15 protein-coding genes are annotated in these 15,117 nt (G+C 70.4%); 6 read left to right on the top strand and 9 right to left on the bottom strand.

The window, feature by feature from the left end; all coding sequences use genetic code 11:
* Positions 1–20 precede the first annotated feature (20 nt).
* On the bottom strand, positions 21–1,277 hold the full coding sequence (locus Sya03_RS28905; protein ID WP_203941607.1) for a family 8 glycosyl hydrolase: 1,257 nt from the start codon (positions 1,275–1,277) through the stop codon (positions 21–23).
* An 891-nt stretch (positions 1,278–2,168) separates the two neighbouring features.
* Here Sya03_RS28905 and Sya03_RS28900 point away from each other — a divergent pair.
* Both Sya03_RS28900 and Sya03_RS28895 read left to right on the top strand, forming a co-directional pair.
* On the top strand, positions 2,169–3,017 hold the full coding sequence (locus Sya03_RS28900; protein WP_203941606.1) for a hypothetical protein: 849 nt from the start codon (positions 2,169–2,171) through the stop codon (positions 3,015–3,017).
* 87 nt (positions 3,018–3,104) lie between these two features.
* Positions 3,105–3,683 carry a M15 family metallopeptidase gene (locus Sya03_RS28895; protein ID WP_239107926.1) on the top strand — a complete coding sequence of 193 codons (579 nt, stop codon included), beginning with the start codon at positions 3,105–3,107 and terminating at the stop codon, positions 3,681–3,683.
* 50 nt (positions 3,684–3,733) lie between these two features.
* On the opposite strand, the gene Sya03_RS31420 is transcribed toward Sya03_RS28895, so the two are convergent.
* Positions 3,734–4,009, bottom strand: coding sequence for a heavy-metal-associated domain-containing protein (locus Sya03_RS31420; protein WP_203941604.1), 276 nt, complete (start codon positions 4,007–4,009; stop codon positions 3,734–3,736).
* 185 nt (positions 4,010–4,194) lie between these two features.
* On the opposite strand from Sya03_RS31420, the gene Sya03_RS28885 reads away from it, so the two are divergent.
* A complete protein-coding gene (locus Sya03_RS28885; protein ID WP_203941603.1) occupies positions 4,195–5,619 on the top strand; it encodes an MFS transporter in 1,425 nt (474 codons plus the stop codon).
* 42 nt (positions 5,620–5,661) lie between these two features.
* Positions 5,662–6,129 (top strand): universal stress protein, encoded by a 468-nt coding sequence (locus Sya03_RS28880; RefSeq protein ID WP_203941602.1) that lies wholly within the window; start codon positions 5,662–5,664, stop codon positions 6,127–6,129.
* Positions 6,130–6,186: 57 nt separating this feature from the next.
* On the opposite strand, the gene Sya03_RS28875 is transcribed toward Sya03_RS28880, so the two are convergent.
* The 4 genes from Sya03_RS28875 to Sya03_RS28860 all read right to left on the bottom strand — a co-directional run bounded on the left by Sya03_RS28875 (position 6,187) and on the right by Sya03_RS28860 (position 10,587).
* Positions 6,187–7,566, bottom strand: a complete 1,380-nt coding sequence (locus Sya03_RS28875) for an LVIVD repeat-containing protein (RefSeq protein ID WP_203941601.1) — start codon at positions 7,564–7,566, stop codon at positions 6,187–6,189.
* Between the two features lie 261 nt (positions 7,567–7,827).
* Positions 7,828–8,811: a hypothetical protein gene (locus Sya03_RS28870; RefSeq protein ID WP_203941600.1), complete on the bottom strand. Its 984-nt coding sequence runs from the start codon at positions 8,809–8,811 to the stop codon at positions 7,828–7,830.
* On the bottom strand, positions 8,811–9,467 hold the full coding sequence (locus tag Sya03_RS28865; protein WP_203941599.1) for a GNAT family N-acetyltransferase: 657 nt from the start codon (positions 9,465–9,467) through the stop codon (positions 8,811–8,813). The genes Sya03_RS28870 and Sya03_RS28865 overlap by 1 nt, the downstream gene beginning before the upstream one ends.
* 25 nt (positions 9,468–9,492) lie before the next feature.
* A complete protein-coding gene (locus Sya03_RS28860; RefSeq protein ID WP_203941598.1) occupies positions 9,493–10,587 on the bottom strand; it encodes a hypothetical protein in 1,095 nt (364 codons plus the stop codon).
* An 809-nt stretch (positions 10,588–11,396) separates the two neighbouring features.
* Between Sya03_RS28860 and Sya03_RS28855 the strand changes: the two genes are divergently transcribed.
* Positions 11,397–12,644, top strand: a complete 1,248-nt coding sequence (locus Sya03_RS28855; protein ID WP_203941597.1) for an AlbA family DNA-binding domain-containing protein — start codon at positions 11,397–11,399, stop codon at positions 12,642–12,644.
* 113 nt (positions 12,645–12,757) lie between these two features.
* On the opposite strand, the gene Sya03_RS28850 is transcribed toward Sya03_RS28855, so the two are convergent.
* From Sya03_RS28850 to Sya03_RS28840, 3 genes are all read right to left on the bottom strand, one after another.
* On the bottom strand, positions 12,758–13,423 hold the full coding sequence (locus Sya03_RS28850; RefSeq protein ID WP_203941596.1) for a hypothetical protein: 666 nt from the start codon (positions 13,421–13,423) through the stop codon (positions 12,758–12,760).
* Between the two features lie 123 nt (positions 13,424–13,546).
* On the bottom strand, positions 13,547–14,407 hold the full coding sequence (locus Sya03_RS28845) for a pPIWI-associating nuclease domain-containing protein (RefSeq protein WP_203941595.1): 861 nt from the start codon (positions 14,405–14,407) through the stop codon (positions 13,547–13,549).
* Between the two features lie 154 nt (positions 14,408–14,561).
* Positions 14,562–14,768 carry a hypothetical protein gene (locus tag Sya03_RS28840; protein ID WP_203941594.1) on the bottom strand — a complete coding sequence of 69 codons (207 nt, stop codon included), beginning with the start codon at positions 14,766–14,768 and terminating at the stop codon, positions 14,562–14,564.
* A gap of 16 nt (positions 14,769–14,784) precedes the next feature.
* On the opposite strand from Sya03_RS28840, the gene Sya03_RS28835 reads away from it, so the two are divergent.
* Positions 14,785–15,081 (top strand): hypothetical protein, encoded by a 297-nt coding sequence (locus Sya03_RS28835; RefSeq protein ID WP_203941593.1) that lies wholly within the window; start codon positions 14,785–14,787, stop codon positions 15,079–15,081.
* Positions 15,082–15,117 lie beyond the last annotated feature (36 nt).

Here is a 15,117-nt window from a genome sequence, read left to right as displayed (position 1 = left end):
TTCCGGTCGATGTGGCGCTGTCACACAGGGACGTAACGCCCCGTCACGATGAGCATGGCCTGAAGCTGGATCGTTGCCCCGAAGTAGCTTCCCGCCTCAACCCGGGCGCCCGCCATCATGGTCCAGAGGGCGTCGAGCCAGGCCTGTCCGCCGGGATCGGTCATCGCCGCCACGGCCAGCGGAGCCCAGAAGGCAGGATCATTCTGCTCGCTGAGGCGTTCGCCGGCGAGCGTGTAGCCGGTGCCGATGTTGCGGGGGTCGCCTCCGGTGACGGACACCGCCCACGCGGTGATGTTCCGGGCCGCAGTCAGCGACGCTTTGTCGCCGGACGTGATGGCGTCCAGGCCGATCCGCCATGGATCGCGGCAGGCGTTGAAGTAGTAGGCGCCGTCGTAGTCGGACTCGAGGACCTTGCCCTCGACCGGTACGACACCTCCCTCGGCGGCCTGCACGAAGTCGGGCAGCAGCCCGGTCTCGGGGCTGACGGTGGCCTGCAGGGCGACGATGGCCTTCTGGTGGGCGGAAAGGATGGCGTCCCACTCGCTGTCTCCCGTGGCCGCGCGGAAGGCCCGGAAGTGATGCGCCATCCAGTCCGAGGTCCGCGAGGTCCGGTACAGCGGGCTGCCGGGCTTACTCCAGTCACCGAGCAGCATCAGCCGGGTGGACGGATTCACCTCGCTGCGCTTGATGGCATGGATGCGACGGAGAGCCAGCGCTCGGTAGTCGAGCCCACCGCCGCTCCCCCACTGCTTGTGGGCGAGCAGCAGCGCGTACGCGATGTCGAGGTCGCCGTCCGTGGCGGAGTCGCCGCCGCCGACGTCCGAGCAGTCTGCATTCTGCTCGGCGGCCGTCAGGGCCGGATCGTTCACCGACGGATGCGCCAGGACGTATCGAAGTATGCCGTCGAAGAAGGTCCTGGCTTCCGGATCCCTTCCGGCCATCGATGCCGTGATCACGAGGCCGTACCCCTGAGCCTCGGCGACATACGGGTACGCCGCGTCCGGCGAATAGACCCGGTAGGCCCCATCCCCGCACCCCTCGCGGAGGAACGCGGACTTCCAGGCGGCATAGAAGCGCTGCACCGCGGCGTCCTGATCGGCTTGGGATGCCGACGGCCGGATCGCCGCCGCCACGTACGGCCCCGTCGGCACCAACCGCACGGGCGCGGCACGGGGTCGCTGGGCGACCACCCAGGTTGCGGCACCGAGAAGCGCGGCAGCAACGGACAGTGCGAGAACCTGCCGTAGCGGGAAGAACTTGTTCGAATGCTTTTGCACATCGGTCTCCGGTATGCCAGGCCCCCCAGGCAGGCCCGCACAGCCCGTCACAACCGTCCCGGGCGCAGTAGGCGCGGGAGACGTGGACACAGCGCTGTCGCGCGGATCGCCGATCAGCGAGGGCGCGGAGTGAACGACTAAGTTGACGGTCACGGTGCCGGCGGCAGCGGCGTACCTTGAGGCGGCTGCGTACCGGGCCGGACCGCTCCTAGACGCGGACGACCGTGGCAGATGTGAGGGTGAGCCCGATGAGCGCCCCTGGCGGCTTCGCCGGGCATGCGCGCGGACTGCCGTGGGCAGCAGCCTGTCCCACGATCGGCGTGTTGCCGGCCGACACGTCAGCAGCCATCCCGGGGGCCCTGGCCGTAACGAATGCGCCGACGTCGACACAGCCGGCGCCGTGGGGAGCAACGCCGGCGCGGTGCCATCCACCGCCGTCGCCGTCGGTGGACGCCACGGCGGCCACGAGAGCCGGACTCCCGGACGCCATGTCGGCGAAGCGGCCGTCACCACTGAGGGCGCCACTCGTCGCAGGCGCGTGCGGGACGACGGCTACGCAGAGGGCGCCCCAGAGAGTGATCCCGCAGACGAATGTTCGCCAGACGGCGGACCAGCCACGCATCCGGAACACGATAGCGGAGCCAGGCGGGCATCTCCTAACCGACATAGTAGGTCAATCGCGCGTCGCCTAGGACCTGCACGCCGGCACGTGCGGCGAGGCCCAGCTGCAGCGCCGGACACGGACGTGCGCACCGGCCCGGTGGCATGGGTGGCCTCCCGGGACGTCTACCTGACCGCCGATACGTGCGACCGTGCCGACTCGGGCCTCGACGACGTGACAGGGTGAAGCGACGACCGTCCAGCAACCGCCCAGAGGGGTTAAGCGCCGCCGTGATCCTCGCCAGCTCGTCGTTCACCAGCGCCATCCCAGTGATCACCTACGCGCAGCTGGCCGGACTCGCGCTCGTTGTGGGAGCGGTGCTGACCTCGGCGCTGCTGGGATCAGCCCCTCGTCGCGGGCGCACGGCTGCTTGGCTTGCCCATCTCGGTATCGTGCTGCTGGCCGCCGGGACTGCGGCGCAGCTGTGGCGGCACACCGCCGCCCCTGAGCCGGGCAGCGATGGGTACGGCGCCCTCCTCACGCTGCGGCTCGCCGTCCTGTGCGTGGCGGCATGGCTGCTGCGACCCCTGTTCAACCGGCCTCCGGACCAGGTGCGCCGCCCGGACTACGCACTCCTGACAGTGCTGGCCGTCGCCGGTACGGCGACCTGGCCCCTGACCGCGCACGCCGCTCGAACGCCCTCGGATGTCGCGACCGCGGCCCTCGACGTGGCGCAGGTCGTGGCGACGGCCGCCTGGGCGGGGACGGTTGCCTGCGCCAGCTGGGCCCTCCGCCGCGGGCCCGGCCCCGACACTGTGAAGGTCCTTGAGCGGTGGGCTCGCGGAGTCACCATCGTGCTCGTCGTCGTGCTCGCCACGAGCACCCTCCGCACGCTGGCCGCCGTGGCCGGCGACGCGAGTGCCGCCGTTCAGGCGTTCTCGTCCGGCCAGTGGCTCGTTGCGGCACTGCTGCTGATCTTCACGCTGCGCGGGCGCCACCTTCTCCTCGGCGCGGCCGCCGCGCGCTACCCCGCGGTGCGCCGCGCCCTCTGGCACCATGTGATCGCCGGCGCCGTGCTGCTCGGCCTCAGCGTGGCCGTCGTCCAGGCGTACCGGGACGCCGCAGCGCCACTCACCTGACGTGAATGGGGACCTGAACCTCTCAGTACACGCTCCGGGCGACCGATGAAGAAAGGGTCAGTTCAGCGCCGGGGAGGAATCACACCGTTGCAGGGCATCGAGGGAGTCACGGCTCGAATCTCGCAGATCCAGGCTCACGTCGCCCAACTGGCGGTTGCCGCCCCGGTTCGCACCGCGACGTCGGGCTCCACCTTCGCCGCCGCGCTCGACCAGGCCGTCAGGGCGACTACCACGACGCCATCGGGCGCTTCAACTGCCCTGAATGCGAACGGTGTTCCGGTCAGCCTGGCGGCGTACGGCAACGGGAAGATTCCCGAGCAGGCGCTGAGCAAGGTGGGCAACACTGGGCACCGCCTCTGGGCTCCAGCGGCAGATGCCCTTGAGTCGATGATCGCGGCAGCGCGGCGGGACGGCGTGACGATCGGCATCACCGACTCGTACCGTCCCTATGCCGAGCAGGTCGACCTCGTTCGCCGCAAGGGTCTCTACTCACAGGGGGGCTTGGCCGCGAAGCCCGGCACCAGCGACCACGGCTGGGGCATGGCCGCGGACCTCAACCTGAACGCCAAGGCCCAGTCCTGGATGCGCGCAAACGGGCCCCGATTCGGCTTCCACGAGGACACGCCGCGGGAGCCCTGGCACTGGGGATACAAACCGACCACATGACAGGACGACGCGTCCGCCGGAACTCACGCGTCCCGGCGGACGCGACACAGTCAGCTGACCAGCTGGTAGCCGGCCCGCTCGACGGCTGCTTGCACATCCCCGGCCGGAACGGGGCTGTCGCTCGTGACGGTCACCGTGCCGCTGGCGACGTCGATCTGCACCCCCGTCACGCCGGCGACCGTGGACACCTGCTCCGTCACGCGGTTGGCGCAGCCGCCGCAGGTCATCCCCGACACCGCGTAGACGGCCTCGACGCCGCTGTTCCCCGTGGCAACCGGCCCGGCGGAAGCGGTGGCGCAGCCGCAGCTGGATTCGCTGGAGCACATGGGCTTCTCCTCATCCTCGTCCTGTCGAAGACTTACCTTACCCCCCTAGGGTACAGCGGCCACAGGCGGCAGCCGCGAGTGGCCGGGAACACATCTGAGCCAGACACTTGACGTCCAATACCCCCTGGGGGTACATCTCTTCACACGTCCCGGATACCTGCCGGGGGTATCGAGGAGAGGTCGTCATGGCACAGCGGAACAAGCGGTGGTGGGCCCTGGGGCTCATCGCACTCGCCCAGTTCATCGTCATCATGGACACGTCGATCATCGGCGTGGCCCTCCCCCGCATCCAGCAGGACCTCGGCTTCTCGCCCGAGAACCTGTCCTGGGTGTTCAACGCCTACGTCGTTGCGTTCGGCGGCCTGCTGCTCCTGGGCGGCCGGCTGTCGGACCTCTTCGGCGCCCGGCGGATGTTCAGCACCGGCTGGTTGATCCTGCTCGCCGGCTCCGCCGCGGCGGGGCTCGCGGACAGCGTGGCGGTCGAGCTGTCCGCCCGCGCCGCGCAGGGCGTCGGAGCGGCCCTGATCGCCCCGTCCGCGCTGACGCTGCTGATGCTGCTGTTCGGCGCCGAGCCGAAGGAACTCACCAAGGCCCTGGCCCTCTACGGGGCAGCCGCGCCGGCGGGCGGCACGGCCGGGGTGTTCCTCGGCGGCGTCATCACCGAGTACGTCAGCTGGCCGTGGGTCTTCTACATCAACATCCCGATCGCCGCGCTGGCGCTGATCGCCACCCCCGCGCTCATGCCCGCCGGTGGTGTCCGCCGCGGCTCGCTCGACATCGCCGGCGCCCTCACCGTCACGGTCGGACTGGGCGCGGCCGTCTACGCGATCGTCCGGGCCCCCGAGGTCGGCTGGACCTCCGGTCAGACCTGGATCGCGCTGGCCGGCGCCGCGGCGGCGCTCATCGCGTTCCTCGCCATCCAGGCGAACCGGCGGGAGCCGCTGATGCGGCTGTCCATCTTCCGCACCCCGAACCTCGGCGCCGCCAACCTCGCCCAGCTGCTGCTCGGCGCGGCGTGGATCCCGATGTGGTTCTACCTCAACCTGTACCTGCAGCAGGTCCTCGGCTACAGCGCCTTCCCCAGCGGCGCCGCGCTGCTGCCCATGACGATCCTCATCATGATCGGCATGATCGCGATCGCACCGCGGGCCATCAACCGGTTCGGGCCGAAGCCCATGATCGTCACCGGCCTGGCGGTGCTGGCCGCCGGCCTCGGCTGGCTCGCCCTGATCCGGCCGACCGGCAGCTTCCTCGTCGACGTCCTGCCCGCCTCGCTCGTCGCAGCCCTCGGCATGTCGCTGGCGTTCATCCCGTCCCTGGGTACCGCCATCGCCAGCGCCCGGCCCGAGGAGGGCGGTCTCGCCGCGGGCATCGTCAACACCAGCTACCAGGTCGGCTCCGCGCTCGGACTGGCCGCCATGACCGCCGTCGCCACCTCATACGGCGCCGGCCGGCTCGGCGACACCGTCGCCCTCACCGACGGGTACTCCGCCGCCCTGATCGGCGCCGGCGCCATCGCCGCCGCCGGGGCCATCCTGGCTGCTCTCACCCTGCGCAGCACCCCCCAGCGCGACACCACGACCACCGCCGAACCGGCGCAGGTCGGCTGACGCACCCCCTTCCCCACCAGACAGATCACGAAGGAGACCGCCATGACCACCACCGGCCCGCTGCTGATCGCCTACGACGGCTCGCCCAACTCCCGCACCGCCATCGGCACCGCGGCTCACCTGCTTCCGGGCGCCGCCGCTGTCGTCCTCTACGCCCGCCAGCCCCTCGAGAGCCTCGCGGCGCACCTCGAGGGCCATCCCGCCCTCGAGGATCTCCGCGGCATCGACGCGGCGACCTTGAACGCCTCGGAACGGATCGCCGCCGAGGGGGCTGAGCTGGCACGCAAGGCCGGCCTGACCGCGGATCCGCACGTCTCCTCCACCCTCGCCACCGCGGCCGAGGCGATCGTCGAGGCGGCCGATGGGCTCGGCGCCAGGGCCATCGTTCTCGGAAGCCGTGGCCGGAGCGGTGTCACGGCGGCGCTGCTCGGCAGCACGTCCGCCGCCGTGCTGCACCACACGCGCCGGCCGGTGATCGTCATCCCGCCGAGCGGGGAGGATCTGGCCTGATCGGCCCGCCCGGTCACCCGCGGTTCGCGCGGGTGACCGGGTGCGCAGTCGATCACCTCACCGGACAGGACCGAGCTGCGTCTGCGGGTTCAGGAAGGGCTGCCAACGGGCGCCGCGGACGGCCGGGTGCCGCAGTCGGTAGATGTTGAGCCCCTCGGTGATGTTCGTTTCGTAGATGTGCCCGTTGTACCAGTAGCTGCCCCACGCGCCTGCCAGGGTGAGGTTCGCCGGGTCGTAGGACGGTGGATCGGTCCACGCCAGGGTGCGGGGCCGCCGAGGATCGGTGAAGTCGACGACCCAGGTTCCTGCCTGGTAGGCCCCCGTGACAAGGACGTCACGACGAGCGGTGGGCACGATGCCGTAGTTGTGGATGGTGCAGTTCTCGGTCGCTGACTGCGGGCGCGGCAGCTGCCAGGTGCCGAGCAGGCGGCCCGTGCGGGTGTCGAAGAAGAAGATGCTCTTGTTGACCGCAGGGTCGGCCGCCTCGCACTCGGGGGCCACCCCACCGCCGGGCTCCCAGCCCATCACGGCCACCCGGCCGTCGTAGCTGAACTGACCGGAGTGCCACGAGCTCACCCCCGGCGCGGAGAAACTGCGCAGGAACCGGGGAGCCGCCGGATTCGTGATGTCGAAGAGCACCGCCACGTCGCCCGCGCACACCGCCAGGCGACGGCCCTGGTTCATCAGCACGCCGATGTCGTGGCAGTCGTTGGCGACCGTCGCATCCGCCGAGCGCCCGAGCGGCACGTCGGCGATCACGCGCGCACGCTGCGGCGCGCGGATCGGCACCTCGACGACCTGGAACTTGCCGTGCTCCGCGGAACAGCTGTTGCCGAATCTGGTGGCGGCGTACTCGGGCGCTGCGCCGCTGCTCGAGACGTACAGCAGTATCCGGCCGTTGCGCAGATCCGGCACCACCGTGTGCGTGTGCGAGCCGCAGTCCGTGCCGACCACCGTCACAAGGTCACGCGCGGACGCACGCCGTGGATCTTTGACGCGGAAGATCTGAATACCCTCGAAGCCGCCCGCCGGGGCGAGCACCGCCGGGCTGTCGTTGGCGCAGGTCTGCTGCGCGTTGGTCGCCGTCACCGGCGAGTCGACGGATCGGAACACCAGGTCGCCCCACACACCGATGTCGCCCTGGAAAACGCCGCAGTCGACCTCGGACAGCACCCTCGGCCGCCGCGGGTCCGACACGTCGATGGTACGGAAGCCACCCCACCAGACACCCTGGTAGGCCACCTTCCCCCAGAACGCCGCATCGGTGAAGAACGGTTGGAAGAAGTCGGTCACCCGCCGGTCCTCGTCCGTGTGACCCAACGGCTGCAGGTTCCTCGTACGCGGGTCGCTCTCGTGCCCGGCGCTGCTCGGCGTGGCCGGCGCCAGGAGCGCCAGAACAGCCGCCACCACGACACCTACCCGGATTGGCTTCAGCATGCTGACCTCCCGAACGAACACCTCTCTCTGTGGTGGACCTTCCGAGTCAAGCACTGCAGACGGACGCCCTGAAGCGGCCGGGACGAGCCGGAATTGGCTGACTACGACGATGAGGGCAACCCGACCCGGACAGTCACGCCGGCCCACGTCTACCGCTCAGTCGTTGCGATCGCCTGGCGCCGGGATGAGGTCTGTCGCCGGCAGGCCTCCGCCCAGTTCATACGTCCGGAGGCGCCGCCCGGGTGCCCAAGCAGGGTGTCCTCAACGGACCTCAAAACCTACATGGATGTGGTCCTTGTGCACGTCGTTGGTGAAATACGGTGGCCGCCCGTTACGGCCGTCGGGGTCGAGCGGTCCTCCGATCTCGTCCGCACCCGCCGCGGCCGCCTGACGCATCACGGCAGACGCCACTGATGCTCGCTGTTCGATGACCGGAATGTCGTCGATCGCCCACACGTCAACAGCTTGTCCCCGGGTGTGGTTGGACAGGCGAGCGGTCCCGTACACGTTCCTGGGGTGCCCGGATCTGAGAACCTGCACGTGGATGCGCCAGGTGCGGCTCAACGCGCCGAGAACGCGCACCAACCGCGGGTCGATGGCGCCACTGAGCAGGTCCGCGCGGGCGGCCGCGGGCAGGACCACGCCGTCGTTGCCCAGCAGCCGGCGCGTGGCCGCATCCAGGCTCGCGGCGAGGGGCGGCGGGGCCGACACGGAGGCCGACTCGGCGGCCCAGCGCCGATTCGCATGCCGGAGCCGGACATCGATCGTGAGTTCCCGCGTCTGGGGCGTGGCGCCTGCCGCTGTGCGCCACGTCTGCCGCGCGACGATCATGACGCTGGCATCCCTACGGCCACGGCCGAGACCGCCGTACTGCGGATAGACCACCTCGAGCGTGGAGGTGAGATGGTCGTCGACCAGCGCGTAGAGGTCGGGTGCCAGGGACGGCGTGGCCCCCGCCTGCCGGAGCCGGTCGTCCAGTGCCCGGGCCGGCTGCCCGGGCTGCCATGTGAGCGCCGCGGTGACGGCCGCCACCGCGGCGTTCTTGCAGGCAGGCTCCACCTCGCCAGGTGACGCCCGGTAGGCGGCGGCGCCGGGCAACGCTGCCGGCGGCGCAGAGGGCGGCGCATTCGGCGGGACCGACGCGGCGGGGTCCGGTCGGCTCTCGTTGGTACAGGCGGACAGCAGGGAACCGCCGAGGGCCGCCAGGGCCGTGCGCCGCCGGATGTTCCGCCCCGTCGTGGCCATCAGGCCGGACCGACAATCCGTTCGAAATGGATGATCTCCCGACCATCCCGATCGACATGCCTGCCCGTCTCACGCCAGTCGAGCCGGCGATAGAAGTCAGCCGCGGCGTTCGTCGCACCGGTGACCAGCACGGCGTGTGGCGTTCCCGCACCCGACAGCTCCGACTCGTACCGCCTCAGCAGCAGACGTCCGTACCCCTTCCCGCGGCACGGGGGACGCGTCACGATGGCGTGGACGACCCCGACCGGGGCCAGGGCGGTGTCGCCGGCCGGCGTGCCGGGGCCGGCGTCGCCGCTGCTCCCCGAGGTCTGCCTGCCGCCCGACCACAGTTTCCGGGCGTAGAGCTCGGCGCGGGTCCGGAGGAACCGCCGCGCCACGGCCGGATGTGACAGCATCCCGGCCACACCCCTCCAGGCGAGGGCGTACCGGTCGCGCTCGAGCACGTCGCGGACGTACGCGTGCTGGTCGGTGGTGCCGAGCAGGAACGCTGCGACCCGTCCGTCACGATCCTTGATGACGAGAGCGACGGCCGACGGCACATCGATGAACGTCTGATGCCATCGGCGCAGGTAGGTCTCGCCGAGTTGCGGGAAGAAGCCGTCCGGCAGGTGGGCGACATGCAGGCGGGCAGTCTGCTCCGTGTCGGTGCGTGCCATCGGTTGCACGACGGCGAGGAAGCGGTCATGGGGCGTCTGTCGAGGCATCGCCGATCCGATGGCTGGACCGGCCCCGTGAGGCCGGTGTCGGGCGGGGAAGAGAGGAGCGGGTCCGCAGGACCAGAGCCAGAACGAGTGCCGACAGCGCCGCCACGGCGAAGGCGACCTCAGGCAGCACACCGAGCCGGGTGGCTACGGTGGTCCGGGCCGAAAGACGTACCTCGCGGACGATCACCGCCGCGGTGTTGAACCGGGTGGCGTCGCGCAATGCACCGTCGGGGGCGACGACTGCGGAGATCCCGACGGTGGAGGCCATGACGGCGGGCCGGCCGTGTTCGACGGCGCGCAGCCGGATCATGGCGAGTTGTTGCTCCGCCTGCGCGGTGTTGAAGGTGGCGTTGTTGGTCTGCACCACGATGCTGCGCCCGTCCGCGGCACCGGCCGGCACCACCAAACCGCCGACCACGACGGTCACGGCACCGGCCAAGGCGGCGGATGTGCGCTGCCAGACCGGCCGGGCAACACCCTGCCAGCCCCAGCACCAGGACCACAGGGCGACGGCCACCAGCCCGGCGGCGACGGCTACCGCGAAGGTGACCATCGGCGCACCGCCGAGGGCCGCCAACCCGGCGGCCGGGGCATCCGCCTGGCTGAACGCCAGCCGTCCCCACGGGAAGCCGCCGAACGGGACACGGCCCCGCAACGCCTCCTGGCCCGCCCACAGGACACCGGCCACCAGCGGCCAGGACCACGGCCGCCGGTCCACGAGCGCGCTCGTCGCCGCTGCGGCGGCGCCCAGCGCTGCAAGAAACCCGGCCTGCAGCCCGGCCAGCAAGAACCACGGCGCCCAGCCCACCTGCAGGCCCGTGAAGCTGAGCAGCGGAACAAACAGTCCCAGACCGGCGAGCCCACCCAGCAGTGCTCCCACCCGGGCCCGACGCCGGTGCACGGCAACGGCCAACAGGGCCACGCCGAGTAGGGCGGCCCACCACAGGCCGTACGGGGGGAACGCCGCCAGCATCGCGACGCCGGCCAGCGCGCTGAACGCCACGGCGAGCCATGGCCGAGGCCGACGGGACAGCACCGCCTCCGGCCCTGCATCCGCGGCGTCAGACGCCATGGCATCCACGACACTCATCAGCTGTTCGGCCCCGCGGCGTCGGCCGGCCCCGTGCCCCAGGCCGGCGGCCACCGGCAGGACACACCAGGACAGCCCACCCCAGCACCTCCCTGTCGCGTCAGCGCCGGTGGACGGTCGCCACGGCACTCACCTCCTATGCATCTTAGGAGAAGACGCGCGCGATGCCCACGCGGGTCGCACACCGGTGCGGGGCCGGTCGATGCCGCGGCCGGCGGTGACGCGGCGGCGCAGCTGACCGAAGGCCGTGCGGCCGCGGTCGGCGTCCCAAGCGAGCAGCTCGCCGTCGAGCACTAGACCCGGCGGTAAGGGCCCTGCGATAGCGCGGCACATGTCCGGAAAGTAGGCGGTCAGATCGCGGCCGTGCCGCTACTGCAGGCGGACGCCGTCGGCCTGGGTCCAGACGAGTACCCGCCAGCCGTCCCACTTCGGCTCGTAGACGATCTTCCTGGCACGCGACGGGCGGGCAGCTCGGCGGTGCCGGCCGCCCGCATCGGCTCGACCGGCCAGTGCAGCACCAGGAATTCCTCGATCACGAGACATCCCGAAGCTAATCGGCATGGTGAGCACTTTAACTTGCTAAAACGCCGGATTGGCCGGCTACGAAAGACTGCCGTTTGACCCCAGACGTCGCAACCGTGCACAGGTGTGCTTCCTGGAGCGGCCAGGGCCCGCTTGCCGTCTTTGGCGAGCGGCACGCAACTTCGCCCCAGCGAGCTCCCAGAACCCGAGGCGCGGCTCAGCGAGTTATCTACTACTGCGGTGCCCGCTGGCGGTGTAGGACATAGCGCATGAACTCGAGCGCGACCGCCTATCTAGGTCCCGACCACGGCAGGTGGCGGCCCGACACGTGGCAAGACCTTCTGGATGCTGCCGCGGGCGGACTGCTCGACGAGTCCCACTGGGTCGACCTCAAGCGGGAGCTGCCGACCGGTAAGCCGAAGCACAACACCGATCTCGCCAAGGACCTGGCCTCGCTGGCCGTCGACGGCGGCTTGTTGGTGATCGGCATCGAGGATGACGAAAGTCGCGCGGGCGAGGTCTGCGGAGTCGAGCTGGCCAAGCTCGCCGATCGTGTGGACCAGGTCGCCAGGGACAAGGTTCGACCACGGCTCGACGTTCGGTCGACGGAGATCGCCGACCCGGATCGCCCCGGATGGGGGTGCCTGCTCGTGCACGTTCCTGCCAGCTCTCGGGCGCCGCACATGGTCGACTACGTCTATTACGGCCGCGGCGACCGCGCCAACACCAAGCTCGGCGACGACGACGTACGGCGCATTCACCGCGAGCGCGAAGCCGGCCATCGACACGTCGAACAAGCGCTCGAAGATCTCGTTGCACACTGCCCGGTGCCTGCTAGCCAGCATGAGTCTGGACACCTCTACGTGCTGGTGCAGCCGGCCACCGCCGCGGACGACGTGCTGGTGCCGCTGCTCACCGACCCGAACTTCACCCACCTCGTCGTCGGCATGAACCAGGAGATCGCCCGAGAATTTGGGCTGACGCGGATCGATCCAGCGCTGTATGAGGCCAACCGGCGCCGACAGCACGCTGAGGGCGTCGCGCTGACCTCTGGTCTGGGTCTGGCCCAACTCATCGAGCGCTACGTGCTCGAGTTGGTAGTCCGCGAGAGCGGCACCGTCTCGCTGATCTGTGGCCGAGGCACCGACATCGAGCATGGTTACCGCTTCTTCCCCCGGCCCGAGCCGCAGAAGGTCGTCCACCCCGGAGTCATCCTGAGCCTGACCCACGCCGTTCTGGCGCTCTCAGGCCGGATCGCCGATCAGTACGCCGGCTACCAGGGTGAGTGGAACATCGGCGTCAGGCTGACCGGGCTGGCCGACGCCGTCGCGTGGGACCACACGCAGGGCATGCACCTGGAACTCAAGGACGCTGTCTATGGTCGAGAGCGCTATCAACGCGTTACCACCGCCGTGACGGACGACCTGATTGCCCAGCCGCAGCAGGTTGTCGAGCGTTTGCTCGGACCCTTGCTGCGCGGGTTAGGGGTTGGGCACCGACATCTGCCTTACCGATGACCGCCGGCCAAGATTCGTCAGCCCCGGTCGACATAGGTCCATTTTCGACCGGAAGTGTGGACTGCGGTTGGATGGGTCGGCCCTGGTGGCTATGCGGGAGGGCATCAAACTGATCAGTTCTGGATGATGATCGACAGAACGCGTGCCGGGGGTCCCGCCGAGCGGCGCAGGGCTCGCCACGCCCCGCTCCCGTTCGGCCTCGCCTTAACCACAACCTCGGCCATCGCGACGACGTCGCTCGGCGTCATCGCGGTCTCGTTGACAGCCGTGAGCCGGCGGGCCAGCTCACGGACCTTGATCTTTCGCAAGATCTCCCAGGTGATCTCGACGCTTGCCTCAGACCATAGACCGAGGTCATGACAAAAGCGGCGACGTTCTCCGGCGTGTCGTACGTCTGTTCGATTCCGCGCCAGCCCGGCCTGCTCGACCGCCACCCGGCATCGCTCGGCCGCGGCCGGCATCTCGCCGGGCGATTCCGCCACCGGGCTGCCGTCGGCGAGCCCGGCTCGGGCGTCCAACAGGTCGTATGCCAGCTCGCGCAGCTCGGCGACGTCGACGCCGGCGGCCTGGTTGCCGCGCGCGACCGCCAGCGCGACCCGGGCGGCGTATCCAGACGGCGTCTCCCCGACCGCGCGGCCGCGGCCGCCAGCTCGGCGAACTCGTCGACGGACAGCCGCAGGTTGACCCGCCGCTAGAGCGGCGAGGAGCTGGTCGTAGCGGGCTTCCGAGCTGTCGGCACGGGCGGTCGCTACGGCGACCGCCGCCTTGAATTCGGACATCCTTCTGGGCCGCGTCGGCGCTCTCGGCGCGGGCGGCCCCCCGTGCCCGCGCAGATGGCCTCGGCCGCGCAGTAGCCGCCGCACCCGTCTGCGCGCGGCCGTCCGGGGCCGCGGCCTACCGCACTACCCGCGGTCCTGCGGCGGCTGGACGCCACGCACCAGCGAGGACAGGAAGCGAATGGCGTCCTCGACGCGGTGCTTGATCGTCCGCAGGGTCGGGATGTCGAAGCGTCCCGCGCTGCCGTGCGTGCCCTTGTTGAACTGGGCGAACAGGTTCATCACGTCGTTGACGTTCGTTTCCACGAAGTCACCCAGGGCCTCGTAGCCGGCACCGTTGCGATCGAGCAGGTAACCGATCTTCTCCCGCCGCGCGACCTGCCTGCCGTCCGGGCCTCGCTCGCACTCCGGCTTGGCCTGCAGCACCGCAGCGTCCGGAGCCCTCATGTTGATCAGCTCCACGATGACCTCGCGGGCGCTGGTGCAGAAATGCCGCGCGGCGTCGGGGTTTCGCGGGTTGATCGCGAACCGCGCACCCTCCCAGCGGTTGTGCAGGTCCTGCGACAGCGCGGACAACTCGTCGGTGAGCGACGTCTCCTCGATGTCGTCCGCGTCGACGGCCGTCTCGTCCAGCAGGACGTTGGCGACCCGCGCGCTGTTGGCCGTTTCGGCTTCCGCAAGGTCGGCCAGTTCCTGCCCGCGCGCGTTCCACTGCTCGGATAGCTCGTCGACGCGGGAGTATGCGGTGTGCAGCTCGATGGTGGAGGTCTGCACGGTGACGTAGCGGGTCGTCGACCGCTGGCGGTTGAGCCGTGCGATCTCGGCGTTGAGCCGCTGCCGGTTGGACCGCACCCGCGCGTTGTGCGCGCGCACCTCGCGGTTGTACTGGTCGACGGCGCGCTTCACCTCGCGGTTATGCGCCCTGACCTTGCGGTTGTAGTCGTCGACCATCCGCTTGGCCTGGGCGGGGGTGATCTTTCGTGGCACAGCAACCTCCGCATCGTCCGCGCGCGAGGCTACGTCGGACGTATGACATTTTGCATGTAGCTGTTGCAAACGGTCGCCGGGTTTTCCCCCGGCATCGAGGCGACGCTGGTACCGGTTCTCCCAGCATCTCGTCGCCGGCCGCCGGCGACGGCGCTCATCGGTCCTCGCCTGCCGCCGCGTCGAGCTGCTCGGTGAGCAGGTCATGGATCTGCTCCTGGCTGGACGCGGGCGCCTCGACGGCGGCGGCCCGGGGGTAGGCGGGTATCGTGCGATCCGGATCGTCGTAGTCGTACTCCGCCGCGCCGATCACTCGCTGCGCCAGCGCCTGCAGGCTGACCAGGTCGTGGTGGTCGAGCACCATCCCGATCCCGTCCTCGGTGATCGGAGGCGCGACTAGCTCGACGGTGGCGTCACCGAACCAGCCGGCCCGCGGCCCGCACGCCGATCTCGTCGCCGCGGCGCAGCTGCTGGCCTGCACGCAGGTCCTCGTCGACGAGGCACACGCCGAGCTGGTCACGGCGCAGCGGGCGGCTGACGAGGCCGCCGCCGCGGCTGCTGACGCCGCTGCGATGGTGGCCGAGCGGAACGCGGCCGCTCTGCGGCTGCAGGCTGAGCTCGCGGGCGACGGTCCGCCTCGTCCGGACCGGGCGGAAGCCGTCCGGGCAAGCTGTTGATCTGCGCCTCAACGCGTTGGGCCCGCGGCGGCTCCA

Origin of the sequence: Spirilliplanes yamanashiensis (assembly GCF_016863475.1) — a bacterium.
Taxonomy (GTDB): Bacteria; Actinomycetota; Actinomycetes; order Mycobacteriales; family Micromonosporaceae; genus Spirilliplanes; species Spirilliplanes yamanashiensis.
This window is presented reverse-complemented; position numbering and strand designations above follow the sequence as displayed.

What these genes read in the sequence shown, in the direction of transcription:
- Sya03_RS28865 (WP_203941599.1), bottom strand. Translation starts at nt 9,467, where the DNA reads ATGGCACGCACCGACACGGAGCAGACTGCCCGCCTGCATGTCGCCCAC.
- Sya03_RS31420 (WP_203941604.1), bottom strand. Translation starts at nt 4,009, where the DNA reads ATGTGCTCCAGCGAATCCAGCTGCGGCTGCGCCACCGCTTCCGCCGGG.
- Sya03_RS28840 (WP_203941594.1), bottom strand. Translation starts at nt 14,768, where the DNA reads ATGGTGCTCGACCACCACGACCTGGTCAGCCTGCAGGCGCTGGCGCAG.
- Sya03_RS28880 (WP_203941602.1), top strand. Translation starts at nt 5,662, where the DNA reads ATGACCACCACCGGCCCGCTGCTGATCGCCTACGACGGCTCGCCCAAC.
- Sya03_RS28855 (WP_203941597.1), top strand. Translation starts at nt 11,397, where the DNA reads ATGAACTCGAGCGCGACCGCCTATCTAGGTCCCGACCACGGCAGGTGG.
- Sya03_RS28860 (WP_203941598.1), bottom strand. Translation starts at nt 10,587, where the DNA reads ATGGCGTCTGACGCCGCGGATGCAGGGCCGGAGGCGGTGCTGTCCCGT.
- Sya03_RS28885 (WP_203941603.1), top strand. Translation starts at nt 4,195, where the DNA reads ATGGCACAGCGGAACAAGCGGTGGTGGGCCCTGGGGCTCATCGCACTC.
- Sya03_RS28875 (WP_203941601.1), bottom strand. Translation starts at nt 7,566, where the DNA reads ATGCTGAAGCCAATCCGGGTAGGTGTCGTGGTGGCGGCTGTTCTGGCG.
- Sya03_RS28850 (WP_203941596.1), bottom strand. Translation starts at nt 13,423, where the DNA reads ATGTCCGAATTCAAGGCGGCGGTCGCCGTAGCGACCGCCCGTGCCGAC.
- Sya03_RS28870 (WP_203941600.1), bottom strand. Translation starts at nt 8,811, where the DNA reads ATGGCCACGACGGGGCGGAACATCCGGCGGCGCACGGCCCTGGCGGCC.